The sequence below is a fragment of the Allobosea sp. BH3 genome (assembly GCF_025499465.1).
Lineage (GTDB): Bacteria > Pseudomonadota > Alphaproteobacteria > Rhizobiales > Beijerinckiaceae > Allobosea.
Genome location: NZ_JAIMCA010000003.1, coordinates 634,224 through 651,035, shown reverse-complemented (window position 1 = coordinate 651,035; position 16,812 = coordinate 634,224). Strand labels below are relative to the sequence as shown.

Genomic DNA, 16,812 nt, shown 5'->3' with positions numbered 1-16,812 from the left:
TATTTCACCCGTCTTCCTGGTGAAGGAGAGCGAGCGCCCCGAGCATTGTTCCCAATGCTGCAGGTAGCCACGCCGCTACGATCGGATTGACGATCCCCGACGATCCGAGTTCCTCCGACAGTTGTGTCGCAACATAGAGCACGAACCCAGCCGCGACGCCACCTATCACCAGCTTGGTCACACCACCAAATCGGAAAAATCTTAAAGAAACGGATGCTGCCACCAGCACCATGGCGATCAGCAGCAGCGGGCGCGCCATAAGTGCTTGATATCGAAGCTCATACGGCGTCGTGTCGAGGCCGGCTCGCTGGGTGCGATCGATCACTGCCGGCATGGACCAGAAGCCCACCGCGTCCGGCGGCGTGAAGCTTTGGCGCATTTGTTCCGGCTCTAGTGTCGTTGCGATCACATAGTTGGCATAGGTCTGCGGCTCCTCCGACGCGGAGGTGTTGCGTGCGTCGGTCAGCTCCCAGTGTCCGGGTCGTAACAGCGCCTGGCGCGCGTCGATTCGCTCCTTGAAGCTGCCGTCCCGATTGAACAGGAAGAAGGCCACCTGCGAGAGCCCGTCTTCGTCGGGCATGGCGCCGGCGGCGCGGATGATCGCCTGCCCATCGACGCTGCTCTGCCTCAGCCAGATCTCCTTAGAGAGGCTGACGTTGCCGCCGCTGCGGACGAAGAGGCGGGTCTCCAGCGCGGTGGCCTTGCGCTTCAGGTCGGCGGCGACAGGGTTGTAGACCATGATCGAGAACAGGCCGACCACGCCGGCCACCACTGCGGCGGGCTGCAGGAACTGCCAGGCCGAGACGCCGACGGAGCGCGCCACCACGAGCTCGAGCTTACGGCTCAGCGTCAGCAGGGCGAACATGCCGCCGAACAGCGCGGCGAAGGGGAATATCTGCTCGGCGACCGCCGGCGCGCGAAACAGCGCGAGCTGGACGATGCGTGGCGTCGTTGCGATCGGAGAATCGCCGGCGCGACGCATCAGCTCGACGAAATCGAGCGTGCCGATCAGGAAGAAAAATGTGCCGAAGACGCTGAAGATGGCGCGGGCGAAGCGCTTCGTCAGATAGCGCCCGAAGGTCGTGAAGAGCAGCATCAGGCGCGCCGAAAACGGGCCGCGAAGGCGATGAGCGGCAGGGTGAGCGGAGCGGTCAGGCGGGTGATGATCGGCCGCAGCCGCTCTCCATGGAAGATCAGCGCCGTGGCCAGCAGGATGGCAACGATGGGCAGGATGTAGAGCAGCGCGGCGGCGAAGGGCGAGCGCACACTCGCGGTCCAGGCGGCATAGGCCGCGATTCGCGTTGCGCCGACGATCAGGATGGCGGCCTGGATCGCGAAAGCCCGGCCCTGGCGCGTGGTGCGCGCCTCGCCGATCGCGGCGAAGGCGATCAGCATGAAGGCAAAGGGATAAAGCGGGGAGGAGAGGCGGTTGTGCAGCTCGGCCCGAAACCGGCCTTCCTGGATCTTGTAGTAGCTCTCGTTCTTATCCTGGGTGAGGAGCTGCCAGGTCGAGCGTTCGCGCGGCTTGTAGATCACCTTGTCGCCGTCGCCTTCGCCCGGGCCGCCGCTTGTGTCGCCCGTCAGGGCTGAGAGGTTCAGAGCGTAGCGCTCGAAGGAGATGATCGACGTCGTGCTGGTGTTCTTGGCTTCGCGCTGGATGGTGCCCTTCTCCAGCATGAGGAAGCTCTGGCCCTCGGCCTCGACCGTGCGGCCGCGCTCGGCGAGGTAGATCGAGGGCTGCGCCGGGTCGCGGCGATCCTGCATGAAGATGCCGACTAGCGAGTCGCCCGCCTTCTCGCGGTAATGGAAGGTCACGCCCGAATCGAGCGAGACGAACTGGCCTTCCTTCACAACGTTGGCGACGAAATCGGCGCGGATCAGCGTGATCAGGTCACGCAGCATGCGGAAGCTGGCCGGCATCACCGAGATCGTCATCCAGGCGACGACGAGCGAGGTCGCGATCGTCAGCACGATGAACGGACGCGTAATGCGATGCGGCGCCACGCCCGCGGCGTTCATCACGATCAGCTCGGAATCGCCGTTGAGCCTGTTGAGCGTGTAGAGCGTCGACATGAACAGCGCGACCGGGGCGATGCCCGCGATGAGCGCCGGCAGCGAGAGCAGCGTGACGGTCAGGAAGATCAGGACCGTCTGGCCCTTGCCGGTGATGAGATCGACCTCGCGCAGCGCCTGCGTGACCCAGATGACACCTGTCAGGCCGAGCAGCAGCACGATCGCTGCCACCGCCGCGATCTTCAGGATGTATCGGTCGAGGCGGTTCAGCAGCACGCGTCGCTTTCCGGCGGTTCGGGAGACTCGCGGCCTCCCGAGGTGGTTAGTCGGACACACCCTATGGTATAGGCGCGGTCACGGCGCAAACGGGAATCGTGTCGCGCCTGTCCTCCTCGTATCCTTCCTGACCAGTTCTCCCAAGATTGTGAGCGGATCATGTCGCAGCGCCTGAAGCTCGATATCAAAGCCCTGAACGCCGTCGAAGGACAGGATCTGGTGGTCCTGGTTTCCGACAAGCTGGCCCTGGCCGCGGCGGCCGAGGTGCTGGCAGGCGAGGGCGCGCAGGCGCTGCTGACGCGGGCGGCGGCGGCCGAGCGGTTCAAGGGCAAGGTCTATGGCGGGCTGACGCTGCCGGCGCCGGAAGGCGCGGCCTATGAGCGCCTGATCGTGGTCGGCACCGGTCCCGAGGACGACAGGGCCACGCTCGATTTCGTGAAGCTGGGCGGCGCCATCGCCGGCCGGCTCGGCGCCGGCCGCAGCGCCGAGATCGTCCTGGCACTGGGCGAGAGCGAGGTCGCATCGGGGCAGGGCGCCGATCTGGCGCTCGGCCTCAAGCTGCGCGCCTATGCCTTCGACCGCTACAAGACGAAGAGCAAGGACAAGGACGAGGCTGCGCCCTATGCCGTGACGCTGCGCACTGCTGATCAGGCCGCCCTCAAGAAGGCGCTGAAGACGGCGGACGCGCTCGCTTCGGGCGTCGTGCTGGCGCGCGACCTCGTGAACGAGCCTCCGAACGTGCTCTACCCCGAGGAGTTCGCGGATCGCGCAGCCAAGCTGAAGAAGCTCGGCGTCGAGATCGAGATCCTCGACGACAAGGACCTCAAGAAGATCGGCATGCGCGCGCTGCTCGGCGTCGGCCAGGGCTCACGCCGCGAAAGCCGCGTCGCCATCATGCGCTGGAACGGCGCCAAGGACGGCGTGCAGCCCGTCGCCTTCGTCGGCAAGGGCGTCACCTTCGACACGGGCGGCATCTCGCTGAAGCCCGGCGCCGGCATGGAGGACATGAAGGGCGACATGGCGGGCGCGGCCTGCGTCACCGGCCTGATGCACGCGCTCGCGGCCCGCAAGGCGAAGGTCAATGCCATCGGCGTGATCGGCCTCGTCGAGAACATGCCGGACGGCAACGCCCAGCGGCCCGGAGATATCGTCACCTCGCTCTCCGGCCAGACCATCGAGATCATCAACACCGACGCCGAGGGCCGGCTCGTGCTGGCCGATGTGCTTTGGTACACGCAGGAGCGCTTCAAGCCGCGCTTCATGATCAATCTCGCGACTCTGACAGGCGCGATCCTGGTCGCGCTCGGGCAGGAGAATGCCGGCCTGTTCAGCAACAACGACGAGCTGGCCGAGAGGCTCGGTGCCGCCGGCCGGGCGACCGGCGAGACCGTCTGGCGCATGCCGCTCGGCAAGGCCTACGACAAGATGATCGATTCAAAGTTCGCCGACATGAAGAACTCCTCCGGGCGCCATGCCGGCTCGATCACGGCGGCACAGTTCCTGCAGCGTCACGTCAATGATACGCCCTGGGCCCATCTCGACATCGCCGGTACCGGAATGGGCGCCTCGAACTCCGAGATCAACCGCTCCTGGGGCCCCGGCTGGGGCGTACGCCTGCTCGACCGGCTGGTGGCGGAACATTACGAAGGCTGACACGTCGTTGCGAGCGAAGCGAAGCAATCCAGGGGAGCGCAGAGCTCTGCCGTGCGTGGATTGCTTCGTTCGCTTCGCTCCTCGCAATGGCGGTAGCCGCTGAAACCGACATGGCTGAAATCCTGTTCTTCCATTTGCAGTCCCGCCCGCTGGAGCAGGTGCTGCCGACGATTGTCGACCGCGCGCTTTCGCGCGGGCAGAAGGTCGTCGTCGAGGTGTCGAGCCAGGAGCGGCTGAGCGTGATCGACGATCACCTATGGACCTATGCGGATGAGAGCTTCCTTCCGCATGTGACGGCGCTGGAGGCCGATGCGCCCTCGAACCCGGTGGTGTTGACGACGCAGGCGCATAACCCGAACGCGGCCGCGGTCAGGGTCTGCGCCGACGGCGTTCGCATTCCCGACGCAATGGATGCCTACGAGCGCGTCGTTCTGATATTCGATGGAGACGATCCCGAGGCGCTCGATGCCGCCCGCGAGGATTGGAAGAAGGCCCGCGCCTCGGGCCATGCCGCCAGCTATTGGCAGCAGGACGAGGCCGGCCGCTGGGAGAAGAAAGCGTGAGACTGCCTATCCTGTTTCTCTGCACCGCCGCGCTCGCGGGCTGCTCCGTCGACATGGGCGGTTTCGCCTTCCAGTCCGAGACGAAGCGGGGCGTCACCACGACGACGACCACGACCGGCAGCATCGGCGTCTCGACGCGGGAGCCGGTGCTGACGCCGGAAGGCGAGTGCAGCGTCGGCGCCTCGCTCAATCCCTCGACGCGTCCGCTGCCGCAGGAGATCGCGCCCGGCATCACCGAATGCGAGCTGGTGAAGATCAAGGCCAAGGCACCGACCGACGTGCTGATCGGCGAGAGCGGCAAGGGCCAGCGCGAAGTGCAGGTGCTCTATTCCGAGCCAGGCGGACGTGAGCTCTATCTCTTCACCGACAACCGCCTGAGCCGGATCGTGAAGCCGGGCGGGGAGGGCTGAGCGGTACGTCCGTGATGCCAGTTGGTCGGATCTGCTCTCGGCACATTGCGGCCGATTGAATCTGTCGTGCCCGTCGGGGGGCATCGATCCGCGGGTGCGATGGCGCCGCCGCATCCGCGGCTGCCACTCGAATTTCGACGCGGTTTCGCCTTTGCCTTCAACCTGTAGGCAGTGCGCACGCGCCCGGTTTCACGTGTCCTCGGAAAGCTGACGAAGAGACGATGAGCTCTCTTTTTCCGTCGGGCTTGAAGCGGATCACGCTTCCGTCGTCCCTCAGGATGTAGGCCGATAGTCCCGCTCTTTTCATCTGCTGGATGGCGCTGCGATGGAACAGCGCGATTTTCTGATCGAAGGTGGGGGACATGGGCGCGCTCCGCGGCTCAGTTGGAAGCCATGGATACGCAATTCGCGGAAACTGAATGTGATACGGCTCACAGAACGGGGACGCGTCCAACATCTTCAGACGGGCCATGCGCGACACGCGGGCCGAGATGATGCGCCAGCGGATCGCTGATTCAGCCCGTTCGCCAGCAACCAACCATTTGAATTAACGCGTCTACAGCACTTGGGAGGCTAAGTGCCGTAACGGCAGATCCAGCATGGGCTGTCGCCCGGCGCGGTGGCGCGCCCGGCTTGAGTTGGCCTACCGAAGGTTGGAATGCGATGCCGAGCTGCTCCTGCACCACTGCCCATGAATTCTGCTGCGACGCGCCGGAGGATCCGGGCCGCCGCCAGTTCTTCACGGCGGCCATGGCCCTCGGCGCGGCGGGACTTCCGGTAACGCGAGCCGTCGCCGCCACGCCTTCGCCCGAGAAGCGCAAGTTCATGGAAGAGGCGACGCGTCTGGCGATCGAGTCGGTGGAGAAGGGCTGGGGCGGTCCCTTCGGCGCCGTCATCGTCAAGGATGGGCAGATCATCGGGCGCGGACAGAACCGCGTGCTCCTCACCGGCATCCCGGTCTTCCACGCCGAGATCACCGCGATCATGGACGCCTCGGCCCGCCTCAACCCCAAGGCGCTGCTCGGCAGCGAATACGGCACCGGCACGATCCTGGAGATGATCCCGCGCGAGGCCGGATCGCCCGATCCCGTGCCGGAGCGTGCGCGCATGCTCAAGGGCTGCGAGATTTACATCAACGGTGCTCCGTGCCCGATGTGCATGAGCGCGATCTACTGGTCTCGCATCGACCACGTCTATTTCGCCGCGAGCCTGAAGGACACCAGCGCGATCGGCTTCGACGACGCCTTCCAGTACGAGGACTTCGCCAAGCCGTGGGCCGACCGGCGGATCAAGGTGAGCGAGAACTTCGAGCGCGAGGTCGGCCTCAAGGCCTATGAGGCCTGGACGAACAAGAAGGATCGCCATCCTTATTGAGGGGCGGGTGCTTGAGAGTCCCGCGGCGAGAGCTGGGGGCTCTAGAGTGACGGTGGCCTCCAGACCCGACGTGGATGAAGCGCGGGGAACTCCTCTCCCGTGTGGGAGAGAGGTAGGGGTGAGGGACCGCCGTTGATCGTCAAGCAGCGACGCCGTGGAACCCTCTGCGGGTAGCGAAGGCCCTCATCCGGCGCTCCGCGCCACCTTCTCCCATCCGGGAGAAGGAAAGAGGCGTCGCGGCTGCCTCGCCGGGAAGGCTCAAGCCCCCTCCAGCTCCTCGCCCAGCGCCAGCCATTCTTCTTCAGCCGCCGTCAGCGCCTCGGCCAGCTCTGCGCGCTGGCGGGAAATCTGCAGTGCCTTGTCCGGCTCGCGGGCGAAGGCGCCGTTGGCGAGAGCGGCGTCGACCTTCTCGATCAGGCCGGTGAGCTTGGAGATGCGTGCTTCCGCAAGGTTGAGCTTCTGGCGCAGCGGCCCCTGTGCCGCGCGCTTCGTCGCGGCTTCCTTGCGCTCATCCGATTTCGGCTTGGCAGCGCCGGCTTCCGGCGCAGGCTTGCCGCGCCGCTCGGCCTTCGCCGAATCGAGCACATAGGAGCGGTAATCCTCCATGTCGCCGTCGAAATTCTTCACCGTCCCGCCCGAGACGAGCCAGAGCCGGTCGGCGCAGGCCTCGATCAGGAACCGGTCGTGGCTGACGAGCATGACGGCGCCCGGATAGTCGTTGATGGCGGTGACCAGCGCCGTGCGGCTGTCGATGTCGAGATGGTTCGTCGGCTCGTCGAGGATCAGCAGATGCGGCCCATGGAAGGTCGCCAGCCCCAGCATCAGCCGCGCCTTCTCGCCGCCGGAGAGCAGCTTCACCGGTGTGTCCGCCTTCGACGCCGGAAAGCCGATCTGCGCCGCCTTGGAGCGGACCTTCGCCTCGGGCGCGTCCGGCATCAGGTCGCGCAGATGGCCGACGGGGGTGTCCTCGATGCGAAGCTCGTCGAGCTGGTGCTGGGCGAAATAGGCCGTCTCCAGCTTGCTCGACTTCTTCATCTCGCCCGCCATCGCGGGAAGTCGCCCGCCGATCAGCTTGCAGAAGGTCGATTTGCCGTTGCCGTTCGAGCCGAGCAGGGCGATGCGGTCATCCGGCGCCAGCGAGAGATTTAGCCGGGACAGCACCTTGCGCTCGCCATAGCCGGCGCTCGCATCCTCCAGCACGATCATTGGCGGCGAGAGTGGCTTCTCCGGGCCGGGGAAGACGAAGGGCTGGACGTCGCGGTCGACGATCGCCGCGATGGTCTGCATCTTCTCCAGCCGCTTGACGCGGGACTGCGCCTGCCGCGCCTTGGTCGCCTTGGCCTTGAAGCGGTCGACGAAGGATTGCAGGTGCTTGCGCTCGGCGTCCTGCTTCTCCTTGGCGCGGGCGAGCTGCATCTGCTTCTCGGCGCGCTGCTTCTCGAAGGAGGAATACCCACCGCGATAGAGCGTGAGCTTGCCCTGGTCGAGATGCATGATGTGATCGACCGAGGTGTCGAGCAGCTCGCGATCGTGGCTGATGACGATCACGGTATGCGGGTAGCGCTCCAGATAGTCGTAGAGCCAGAGCGTGCCTTCGAGGTCGAGATAGTTGGTCGGCTCGTCGAGCAGCAGGAGGTCGGGCTCGGAGAACAGCACGGCCGCGAGCGCGACGCGCATGCGCCAGCCGCCCGAGAAATCGGAGCAGGGGCGCTGCTGCGCCTCCTCGTTGAAACCGAGACCGTGCAGCACCATCGCGGCGCGGGCCGGGGCGGAGTGCGCGCCCATGTCGGCGAGGCGCGTCTCGATCTCGGCGATGCGGTGCGGATCGGTCGCGGTCTCCGATTCCTTCATCAGCGCGGTGCGCTCGGTATCGGCGGCGAGCACGACCTCGATGAGCGTCTCGGGGCCACCCGGCGCCTCCTGCGCGACGCCGCCGATGCGCCGGCCCTTGGGCAGGCTGATATTGCCGCTCTCGGTGCCGAGGTCGCCGGTGATGATCTTGAACAGCGTGGTCTTGCCGGTGCCGTTGCGGCCGACGAAGCCGACGCGCGCGCCGTCGGGAATGGCCGCGCCGGTATGGTCGAGCAGGAGTCGTTCGCCCAGGCGGTAGGTGATGTCGTTGATCGTCAGCATGGCGCGGGGTTTGGCGTGAACCGCGCGAAAACGCAATGGAACGCTGGAACCGGAAGGGCGCCGTCACGGTTTAGTCACGATCTTGCCACGCGGGCGCCCGGCGCCACCCGCACGCAACCAGAGATTGGTATTCGCTGATTCGCAGGATCGTGCCCATGCATGCCGACCAGCCTTTCGCCTACCCGCGCCGCCTCTCCGCGGCCGCGTCCCTCATGGTTCTCGTCTCGATGATCGTCGGCTGCGCGGCCGCGCTCGTGGCGGTCGTGCCTATTGCCTGAGAGCTTGTCGTCCTCCGGGCCAGCCGCTAACGCTGGAACCATGGCACGCATCGCTTTCTACACAGGCTCCTTCGACCCGGTGACCAATGGTCACGCGGACGTCATTGCCGCGGCTGCCGGCCTCTGTGACCGGCTCGTGGTGGCGATCGGCGTGCATCCGGGCAAGACACCGATGTTCTCGGTCGAGCAGCGCGCCGATCTGCTGCGGCAGGTCGCAACGCCGCTGCTGGCTGCGAAGGGGGCGGTGCTCGATGTCGTGACCTTCGACGATCTCGCGGTCGATGCCGCGCGTCGGGCAGGGGCCTCGATCATCATCCGCGGCCTGCGCGACGGCAGCGATCTAGACTACGAGATGCAGATGGCCGGCATGAACGGCACCATGGCGCCTGACGTGCAGACCGTTTTCCTGCCGGCCTCGCCGGGCGTGCGCTACATCACGGCGACGCTGGTGCGCCAGATCGCGGCGATGGGCGGCGATGTCTCGCCCTTCGTGCCGACGCCGGTGCTCGCGGCGCTGAAGGCGCGCTTCGCGAAGGCGTAAGGCGGCACAACTTCGCCATCTTCCGCCGTTCTCTGCTGATTATGGTTTGCATTTCAGCTTGAGCGATGGTGTCTCTGGGCCGAAGCGACTCGTAAATTTCGATCCCGGCGCGATTCCCGCGCCATGCTTTCCGACAGGTTTGACGATGCGTCTGTCCCGCTATTTCCTGCCCCTCCTGCGCGACACGCCCAAGGAGGCGGAGATCGTCTCGCACCGGCTGATGCTGCGCGCCGGCATGATCCGCCAGCAGTCCGCGGGCATCTATTCCTGGCTGCCGCTGGGCCTACGCGTCCTCAACAAGATCAGCAACGTTGTCCGCGAGGAGCAGAACCGCTCGGGCGCCGTCGAGATCCTGATGCCGACCATCCAGTCGGCCGATCTCTGGCGCGAGAGCGGGCGCTATGACGCCTATGGCAAGGAGATGCTGCGCATCAAGGACCGGCATGATCGCGACATGCTGTACGGGCCGACCAACGAGGAGATGGTCACCGAGATCGTCCGCTCCTACGTGAAGTCCTACAAGGACCTGCCGCTCAACCTCTACCACATCCAGTGGAAGTTTCGGGACGAGGTCCGTCCGCGCTTCGGCGTGATGCGCGGGCGCGAGTTCCTGATGAAGGACGCCTATTCCTTCGATCTCGACAAGGATTCGGCGCGCCACGCCTATAACCGCATGTTCACCGCCTATCTGCGCACGTTCGCGAGGCTCGGCCTGAAGGCGATCCCGATGAAGGCCGATACCGGCCCGATCGGCGGCGATCTTAGCCACGAATTCATTGTGCTCGCCTCGACCGGCGAGAGCGAAGTCTTCTGCCACAGCGACTACCTGAACTTCGAGACCCCCGCCGCTGATACCGACTTCGACAGCGTCGCCGGCCTGCAGGGCGTCTTCGACAAGTGGACGAGCCTCTACGCCGCGACCGAGGAAATGCATGACAAGGCCGCCTTCGAGGCGGTGCCGGAAGACAAGCGCGTTTCGGCGCGCGGCATCGAGGTCGGCCACATCTTCTATTTCGGCACGAAATACTCCGAGCCGATGGGCGCCACGGTCGCCGGGCCCGACGGCCAGCCCGTGCTCCTGCATGGCGGATCCTACGGCATCGGGCCGAGCCGCCTCGTCGCGGCGCTGATCGAGGCCGGCCATGACGATGCCGGCATCGTCTGGCCCGAGGAGATCGCGCCCTTCGACATCGCGGTCATCAACCTGAAGGCCGGCGACGCCGCGACCGACGGCGCGGCGGAGCGCATCTACAGGGACCTGCTCGCCAAGGGCTACGACGCCGTGCTCGACGACACCGACGATCGGCCGGGCGCCAAGTTCGCCACGGCAGACCTGATCGGCGTGCCCTGGCAGATCATCGTCGGCCCGAAGGGGTTGGCCGAGGGCAAGGTCGAGCTGAAGCGCCGTGCCGGCGGCGAGCGCGAGCTCGTCTCGCTCGAAGCCGCGCTCGACCGCTTCAAGGGCCGGGCGGCGTAACGACATGAGCGCCGTCGCCGACAGCGGAGATATCCCGACCGGCACGAAGGCCTTCGCGGGCTTCGAATGGCTTCTGGCCGGTCGTTACCTGCGCACGCGCCGGCGCGAGGGATTCGTCTCGGTCATCGCCGGCTTTTCCTTCCTCGGCATTCTGCTCGGCGTCGCGACGCTGATCATCGTGATGTCGGTGATGAACGGCTTCCGCAAGGAACTGCTGGAGAAGATCGTCGGCGTGAACGGCCATATCTTCGCGACGCCCATCGATCGCCCGCTCGATGATTACGACAGCGTGGCCGAGCGGCTGCGCAAGATCCGCGGAGTCCAACTGGCCCTGCCGCTGGTCGAGGGGCAGGCGCTCGCCTCCTCGCAGACCGGCAATAACGGCGTGCTCGTCCGCGGCGTGCACGAGGCCGACATCAAGGCGATTCCCTTCATCGGCCGCAACATCCGGGCGGGCACGCTGGACGGCTTCGACGAGCAGCCGGGCGTCGCCATCGGCCGTCGCCTCGCCAACGCGCTCGGCATCCAGGTCGGGGATTCGATGACGCTGGTCTCGCCGCAAGGGGCCTCGACGCCCTTCGGCACGGCGCCGCGCATCAAGGCCTATCCCGTGAAGGCGATCTTCGAGATCGGCATGACCGAGTTCGACGGCACCTTCGTCTACATGCCGCTGGCCGAAGCCCAGGCGTATTTCAACCGCGACGGCGACGTGAACGTCATCGAGATCTTCGTCGACGATCCTGACCGCACCCAGTCGGTCCGCGATGCCATCGAGGCCGATGCACCGCGCCCGCTCGTCCTCTCCGACTGGCGTCAGCGCAATCGCAGCTTCTTCAACGCGCTCGAGGTCGAGCGCAACGTGATGTTCATCATCCTGACCCTGATCGTGCTGGTCGCGGCGCTCAACATCGTCTCGGGCCTCATCATGCTGGTGAAGGACAAGACCGAGGACATCGCGATCATGCGCACCATGGGCGCGACGCGCGGCACGGTGCTGCGGGTCTTCCTGATGACCGGGGCGGCGATCGGCGTCGTAGGTACATTGGGCGGCCTCATCCTCGGCGTGCTCTTCGCGAAGAACATCAAGTCGATCATGGCGGTGCTGAACTGGATCACCGGCGCCAATCTCTGGGACCCCACGGTGCGCTTCCTCAGTGACATCCCCTCGGTCACCGACTGGCGCGAGGTGGTCAGCGTGGTGGTGATGGCGCTGACGCTCTCGCTGCTGGCGACGCTCTATCCCGCCTGGAAGGCCGCGCGCCTCGACCCCGTGCAAGCCCTGAGGATGGGCTGAGCATGGCACAGGAGATGCCCACGCTCTTCCTCTCGCAGGTGGAGCGCTTCTATCCGCAGAGCGATGCGCCGCTGGAGGTGCTGCGCAAGGCCGATTTCGCACTCTGGCCGGGCGAGGTCGTGGCGTTGGTCGCGCCGAGCGGCACCGGCAAGTCGACGCTGCTGCATGTCGCCGGCCTGCTGGAGAAGCCCGACGCCGGCGAGGTATTCGTCGGCGGGCTCGCCACGACCAAGCTCGACGACGCCGGGCGCACGCGGCTGCGCCGCACCGAGATCGGCTTCGTCTACCAGTTCCATCACCTCCTGCCCGAGTTCACCGCGCTGGAGAACGTCGTGCTGCCGCAGCGCATCCGTGGCCTTCACCGCAAGGTCGCCGAGGAACGCGCGACCGAGCTCTTGAGCTTCCTCGGCCTCGGCCAGCGGCTCGACCATCTGCCGGGCGAGCTCTCGGGCGGCGAGCAGCAGCGCGTCGCCATCGGCCGCGCCGTCGCCAACGGGCCGCGCCTGCTGCTGGCCGACGAGCCGACCGGCAATCTCGACCCGCATACCTCGCAGCATGTCTTCGGCACGCTGATGGAACTGGCGCGCGCCTCCGGGCTGGCGGCGCTGATCGCGACGCACAACCTCGAACTCGCCCGCCAGATGGACCGGCGCGTGACGATCCGCGAAGGGCGCGTGGTTCCGCTGACCTGAGGCGGTTCTTCTCTCATCGCGCGCCACGCCCTCTGGATTGCTTCGTCGCTGGCGCATGACGGCTTTATGCGGAACCACGGCGTCATCCCGGGCCTGACCCGGGATTCATGTCGGAACGCTTCCGTAAGAGGTTCAGGAATGGATCCCGGATCTCCGCTTTGCTAGGTCCGAGATGACCCGCCTTTACTGTGCCGATGCACTGAGGCGCCTGGAGCCGTCATCCCGACATCGTTGTCGTGTCAATATTTCATTAACTCTTCCGGCGGCCGGCAAGCCCGAATTCTTTCTCAATCATTGACGAGAACAAAACGCGAACTAAACTGAACATATCGAAAACAACGGAGGTTCACATGACTGCAGCGCGCAAAATCGCCGTAGGCCTTGCCGAGGTTGCCTCGCTGGGTGTCTTCCTCGGCATGATCTGGCTCTGGGCCGCGATCTTCTCTTTCCCGCATGTTTGATCGCGCTCCTGCCCGATAGCGGCAGGAGCTGTTTATGAGGCCGGCCATCCACAGGGCCGGCAAAGGAATTCTCGACGCCGGCCCCGCTGACGCCCCATAAGAATTCCGAGGATCGGCGAGTCGCCCGAGGGGCGGCAGGAGAGGGACATGGCTCGGGAAGCGGACGAGGCGCGCATCCTGTCGGAGATCGGCTTCGTCCATCTGCATGTCCATTCGAGCTATTCGTTGCTCGAAGGCGCCATGACCATCGCGACGCTGACGAAGCTCGCGGCGGCGGACGGGCAGCCGGCCATGGCGCTGACCGACACCGACAATCTCTTCGGCGGCCTGGAGTTTTCAGAGAAGCTCGCGGGCTCCGGCCTGCAGCCTATCGCCGGCGTGCAGCTCTCGGTCGATTTCGCCGATGAAGGCGGCGAAGGCGGGCGCAGGCCCGTCCAGCAGCAGCGCCTGCCGCATCTCGTCCTGCTGGCCATGGACGAGGCCGGCTACGGCAATTTGATGAAGCTCGTCAGCGAGGCGGCGCTCGCCAGCGGCGGGGCAGGGCAGCCCGTTACCACCGTCGAGCGGCTCGCGGCCTATCATGCCGGTCTCATCGCTTTGACGGGCGGCTCGGACGGGCCGGTCGACATGGCGCTCCGCAATGGCCAGCGCCCGCTGGCGGCCTCGCGGCTGGCGACGCTTGTCGGCATCTATGGCGACCGGCTCTATGTCGAGCTGCAGCGCCACGGCCGCGAGAACGAGGCGGCGCTGGAGGCGCATCTCCTGCGCCTCGCCTATGATTCCGATCTGCCGATCGTCGCTACCAACGAGCCCTTCTTCGCCAAGCCGGCCGATTTCGACGCCCATGACGCGTTGCTCGCCGTGGCCGAGGGCCGGCTGGTCTCGGACGGCACGCGCCGCCGGGTCACGCCCGAGCACTATTTCGCCTCGCGGGCCGAGATGAAGAAGCGCTTCGCCGATCTGCCGGAGGCGCTGGCGAACACCGTCGAGATCGCGATGCGCTGCCATTGGCGCGTCTCGACCCGCAAGCCGATCCTGCCGCGCTTCGGCGAGGAGGGGCGCGACGAGGCCGAGGAGCTGCAGGAGCAGGCGCGCGCCGGCCTTGCCGCGCGGCTTGCCAAGCACGGCCCGGCCGAGGGCTTCAACGTCGAGGATTACGAGAAGCGGCTCGAATTCGAGCTTTCGATCATCACCAGGATGAAATTCCCGGGCTACTTCCTGATCGTCTCCGACTTCATCAAATGGGCGAAGAATCAGGACATTCCGGTCGGGCCGGGCCGCGGCTCGGGCGCGGGCTCGCTCGTCGCCTATGCGCTGACGATCACCGATGTCGATCCGCTGCGCTTCGGCCTGCTCTTCGAGCGCTTCCTCAACCCGGACCGCGTCTCGATGCCGGACTTCGACATCGACTTCTGCCAGAACCGGCGGGAAGAGGTGATCGAATATGTGAAGCATCATTACGGGGCGGAGCGCGTCGCCCAGATCATCACCTTCGGCACGCTGCTCGCGCGCGGCGTGCTGCGTGATGTCGGCCGCGTGCTGGAGATGCCCTACGGCCAGGTCGACAAGCTGACCAAGCTCGTGCCGCAGAACCCCGCCAAGCCCATCTCGCTGAAGGAGGCGATCGAGGGCGAGCCGAAGCTGCAGCAGGCGGCCGAGGAGGAGCCGATCGTCGCGCGGCTGCTGGAAATCGGCCAGAAGCTGGAAGGGCTTCACCGCCATGCCTCGACTCACGCTGCAGGCGTGGTGATCGGCGATCGGCCGCTTGAGCAGCTCGTCGCGCTGTCGGTCGATCCGCGCACAGGCATGCGCGTCACCCAGTTCAATATGAAGTGGGTGGAGCAGGCCGGGCTGGTGAAGTTCGACTTCCTCGGCCTCAAGACGCTGACGACGCTGACCACGGCGGTGAAGCTGATCGCCCAGCGCGACATCCAGATCGACCTCGCGCAACTCCCCTTCGACGACCCCACCACCTACGCCATGCTGGCTCGCGGCGAGACGGTCGGCGTGTTCCAGGTGGAATCGGCGGGCATGCGCAAGGCGCTGGTCGAGATGAAGGCGGACCGTATCGAGGACCTGATCGCGCTCGTCGCGCTCTACCGGCCGGGCCCGATGGACAACATCCCGACCTATTGCCGCCGGAAGCTCGGTCAGGAGGATCCCACCTATCTCCATCCCGGCATGGAGCCTTATCTGCGTGAGACGCACGGCATCATCGTCTACCAGGAACAAGTGATGCAGGTGGCGCAGGCGCTCTCGGGCTATTCGCTCGGCGAGGCGGATCTGCTGCGCCGCGCCATGGGCAAGAAGATCAAGGCGGAGATGGACGCCCAGCGCGACCGCTTCGTGAAGGGCGCGATCGACAACAACATCAAGAAGGACATCGCCTCCGAGATCTTCGACCTGCTGGCGAAGTTCGCCGACTACGGCTTCAACAAGAGCCACGCGGCCGCCTATGCGGTGGTCGCGTTCCAAACCGCATTCCTGAAGGCCAATTACCCGGTGGAGTTCCTGGCGGCGTCGATGACGCTCGACATGGGCAACACCGACAAGCTCTCGGAATTCCGCCGCGATGCCGAGCGGCTCGGCATCAAGGTCGAACGGCCGGCGATCAACCATTCCGGCGTTGAGTTCGATGTTGCCGAGGGCAAGATCTTCTATGCGCTGGGCGCCATCAAGGGCGTGGGCCGGGCGGCGGTGGAAGCGCTGGTCGCGGCGCGGCAGGCGGCCGGCCCCTTCCGCGATCTCGCAGATCTGGCACGACGCATCGATACCAGGCTGGTGAATCGCCGCACACTGGAGGCGCTGATCGCCGCCGGCGCGCTCGACGAGCTAGAAGCCGACAGGGCGCGCGCCATGGCCGCAATCGACGGCATGCTGGCCCTCTCGAACCGCACCCGCGACGAGGCGGCTGCCGGCCAGTTCGATCTGCTCGGCGGGGCCGCTGTCCCGGAAGCCTTCCGCATCCCGCAGGTCGAGCCCTGGGCGCCGGCGGAGAAGCTCAAGCGCGAGCACGAGGCGGTCGGCTTCTTCCTCTCCGGCCATCCGCTCGACGACTACGAGCACGTCCTCAAGCGCCTGCGGGTGCAGCGCTATGCCGATTTTGCGCAGGTCGTGCGGGCGAATGGCACCGGTGTCGGCAAGGTCGCGGTCTCGGTCATCGACAAGTCGGAGCGACGCACCAAGTCCGGCTCCAAGATGGGTATCGTCAACCTCTCGGACCCGAGCGGCCAGTTCGAGGCCGTGTTGTTCTCTGAGGGGCTGATGAAGTTCCGCGATCTGCTCGAGCCGGGCAGGGCGCTGGTGCTGCGCCTCTCCGCCGTGCTCGACGGCGAGGATGTCCGCCCGCGCATCGAGGGGGTCGAGGTGCTCGACGATCTCGCCTCGCGCCAGAAGCAGGACCTGCTGATCTATCTGCGCGACGACAAGGCGGTCGCCTCCATTGCGGAGCGTATCCGTCCCCGTGAGGGCACGCGTGCCGAGGGCAAGGTCTCGATCGTGATGATCCTCGACGAGGGGGCGCAGGAGGTCGAGATCGAGCTGCCCGGCAAGTTCCCGGTCAACCAGCAAATCGCCAACGCTGTGCGCGCCGCGCCGGGCGTCGTCAGTGTCGAGATGCTCTAGGAGGCTCCGGGAAGGCCGGGCCG

14 protein-coding genes are annotated in these 16,812 nt (G+C 66.1%); 10 read left to right on the top strand and 4 right to left on the bottom strand.

The features are described 5' to 3' along the window. Positions 1 to 4 precede the first annotated feature (4 nt). A complete protein-coding gene (lptG, locus tag BoBH3_RS11905) occupies positions 5 to 1,096 on the bottom strand; it encodes an LPS export ABC transporter permease LptG (protein WP_262331000.1) in 1,092 nt (363 codons plus the stop codon). Beyond that, positions 1,096 to 2,289 carry an LPS export ABC transporter permease LptF gene (gene lptF, locus BoBH3_RS11900; RefSeq protein ID WP_262330999.1) on the bottom strand — a complete coding sequence of 398 codons (1,194 nt, stop codon included), beginning with the start codon at positions 2,287 to 2,289 and terminating at the stop codon, positions 1,096 to 1,098. Before lptF ends, lptG begins: the two co-directional genes overlap by 1 nt. A 159-nt stretch (positions 2,290 to 2,448) precedes the next feature. Here lptF and BoBH3_RS11895 point away from each other — a divergent pair, with 159 nt between their 5' ends. The 3 genes from BoBH3_RS11895 (at position 2,449) to BoBH3_RS11885 (ending at position 4,915) form a co-directional block, all read left to right on the top strand. After that, the gene (locus BoBH3_RS11895) at positions 2,449 to 3,942 is read left to right on the top strand and encodes a leucyl aminopeptidase (RefSeq protein ID WP_262330998.1); all 1,494 of its coding nucleotides are present in this window, start codon (positions 2,449 to 2,451) and stop codon (positions 3,940 to 3,942) included. A 110-nt stretch (positions 3,943 to 4,052) separates the two neighbouring features. After that, positions 4,053 to 4,505 carry a DNA polymerase III subunit chi gene (locus tag BoBH3_RS11890; protein WP_262330997.1) on the top strand — a complete coding sequence of 151 codons (453 nt, stop codon included), beginning with the start codon at positions 4,053 to 4,055 and terminating at the stop codon, positions 4,503 to 4,505. Next, positions 4,502 to 4,915: a hypothetical protein gene (locus BoBH3_RS11885; protein WP_262330996.1), complete on the top strand. Its 414-nt coding sequence runs from the start codon at positions 4,502 to 4,504 to the stop codon at positions 4,913 to 4,915. The genes BoBH3_RS11890 and BoBH3_RS11885 overlap by 4 nt, the downstream gene beginning before the upstream one ends. 157 nt (positions 4,916 to 5,072) lie before the next feature. On the opposite strand, the gene BoBH3_RS11880 is transcribed toward BoBH3_RS11885, so the two are convergent. After that, positions 5,073 to 5,279 carry a hypothetical protein gene (locus BoBH3_RS11880; RefSeq protein ID WP_262330995.1) on the bottom strand — a complete coding sequence of 69 codons (207 nt, stop codon included), beginning with the start codon at positions 5,277 to 5,279 and terminating at the stop codon, positions 5,073 to 5,075. Between the two features lie 299 nt (positions 5,280 to 5,578). On the opposite strand from BoBH3_RS11880, the gene BoBH3_RS11875 reads away from it, so the two are divergent. Next, positions 5,579 to 6,289 (top strand): nucleoside deaminase, encoded by a 711-nt coding sequence (locus BoBH3_RS11875; RefSeq protein ID WP_262330994.1) that lies wholly within the window; start codon positions 5,579 to 5,581, stop codon positions 6,287 to 6,289. Positions 6,290 to 6,547: 258 nt separating this feature from the next. Here BoBH3_RS11875 and BoBH3_RS11870 read toward each other — a convergent pair whose 3' ends face one another. Further along, on the bottom strand, positions 6,548 to 8,422 hold the full coding sequence (locus BoBH3_RS11870) for an ABC-F family ATP-binding cassette domain-containing protein (protein ID WP_262330993.1): 1,875 nt from the start codon (positions 8,420 to 8,422) through the stop codon (positions 6,548 to 6,550). A gap of 155 nt (positions 8,423 to 8,577) precedes the next feature. On the opposite strand from BoBH3_RS11870, the gene BoBH3_RS11865 reads away from it, so the two are divergent. The 6 genes from BoBH3_RS11865 to dnaE all read left to right on the top strand — a co-directional run bounded on the left by BoBH3_RS11865 (position 8,578) and on the right by dnaE (position 16,789). Beyond that, on the top strand, positions 8,578 to 8,700 hold the full coding sequence (locus tag BoBH3_RS11865) for a hypothetical protein (protein ID WP_262330992.1): 123 nt from the start codon (positions 8,578 to 8,580) through the stop codon (positions 8,698 to 8,700). Positions 8,701 to 8,740: 40 nt separating this feature from the next. Further along, the gene (gene coaD / locus BoBH3_RS11860) at positions 8,741 to 9,241 is read left to right on the top strand and encodes a pantetheine-phosphate adenylyltransferase (RefSeq protein WP_262330991.1); all 501 of its coding nucleotides are present in this window, start codon (positions 8,741 to 8,743) and stop codon (positions 9,239 to 9,241) included. A gap of 145 nt (positions 9,242 to 9,386) precedes the next feature. After that, positions 9,387 to 10,718: a proline--tRNA ligase gene (proS, locus tag BoBH3_RS11855; RefSeq protein WP_262330990.1), complete on the top strand. Its 1,332-nt coding sequence runs from the start codon at positions 9,387 to 9,389 to the stop codon at positions 10,716 to 10,718. 4 nt (positions 10,719 to 10,722) lie between these two features. Further along, complete coding sequence (locus BoBH3_RS11850) at positions 10,723 to 12,012, top strand: lipoprotein-releasing ABC transporter permease subunit (protein ID WP_262330989.1); 1,290 nt, start codon at positions 10,723 to 10,725, stop codon at positions 12,010 to 12,012. A 2-nt stretch (positions 12,013 to 12,014) separates the two neighbouring features. After that, positions 12,015 to 12,704 (top strand): ABC transporter ATP-binding protein, encoded by a 690-nt coding sequence (locus tag BoBH3_RS11845; protein ID WP_262330988.1) that lies wholly within the window; start codon positions 12,015 to 12,017, stop codon positions 12,702 to 12,704. A gap of 608 nt (positions 12,705 to 13,312) precedes the next feature. Then, the gene (gene dnaE, locus BoBH3_RS11840; protein ID WP_262330987.1) at positions 13,313 to 16,789 is read left to right on the top strand and encodes a DNA polymerase III subunit alpha; all 3,477 of its coding nucleotides are present in this window, start codon (positions 13,313 to 13,315) and stop codon (positions 16,787 to 16,789) included. The last annotated feature ends 23 nt before the right edge of the window (positions 16,790 to 16,812 follow it).

Excerpts from the sequence above, each read along its gene's own strand:
- coaD (WP_262330991.1), top strand. The coding sequence starts at position 8,741 with ATGGCACGCATCGCTTTCTACACAGGCTCCTTCGACCCGGTGACCAAT.
- dnaE (WP_262330987.1), top strand. The coding sequence starts at position 13,313 with ATGGCTCGGGAAGCGGACGAGGCGCGCATCCTGTCGGAGATCGGCTTC.
- BoBH3_RS11880 (WP_262330995.1), bottom strand. The coding sequence starts at position 5,279 with ATGTCCCCCACCTTCGATCAGAAAATCGCGCTGTTCCATCGCAGCGCC.
- lptG (WP_262331000.1), bottom strand. The coding sequence starts at position 1,096 with ATGCTGCTCTTCACGACCTTCGGGCGCTATCTGACGAAGCGCTTCGCC.
- BoBH3_RS11850 (WP_262330989.1), top strand. The coding sequence starts at position 10,723 with ATGAGCGCCGTCGCCGACAGCGGAGATATCCCGACCGGCACGAAGGCC.
- BoBH3_RS11845 (WP_262330988.1), top strand. The coding sequence starts at position 12,015 with ATGGCACAGGAGATGCCCACGCTCTTCCTCTCGCAGGTGGAGCGCTTC.
- BoBH3_RS11875 (WP_262330994.1), top strand. The coding sequence starts at position 5,579 with ATGCCGAGCTGCTCCTGCACCACTGCCCATGAATTCTGCTGCGACGCG.
- BoBH3_RS11865 (WP_262330992.1), top strand. The coding sequence starts at position 8,578 with ATGCATGCCGACCAGCCTTTCGCCTACCCGCGCCGCCTCTCCGCGGCC.
- BoBH3_RS11890 (WP_262330997.1), top strand. The coding sequence starts at position 4,053 with ATGGCTGAAATCCTGTTCTTCCATTTGCAGTCCCGCCCGCTGGAGCAG.
- BoBH3_RS11895 (WP_262330998.1), top strand. The coding sequence starts at position 2,449 with ATGTCGCAGCGCCTGAAGCTCGATATCAAAGCCCTGAACGCCGTCGAA.
- proS (WP_262330990.1), top strand. The coding sequence starts at position 9,387 with ATGCGTCTGTCCCGCTATTTCCTGCCCCTCCTGCGCGACACGCCCAAG.
- BoBH3_RS11870 (WP_262330993.1), bottom strand. The coding sequence starts at position 8,422 with ATGCTGACGATCAACGACATCACCTACCGCCTGGGCGAACGACTCCTG.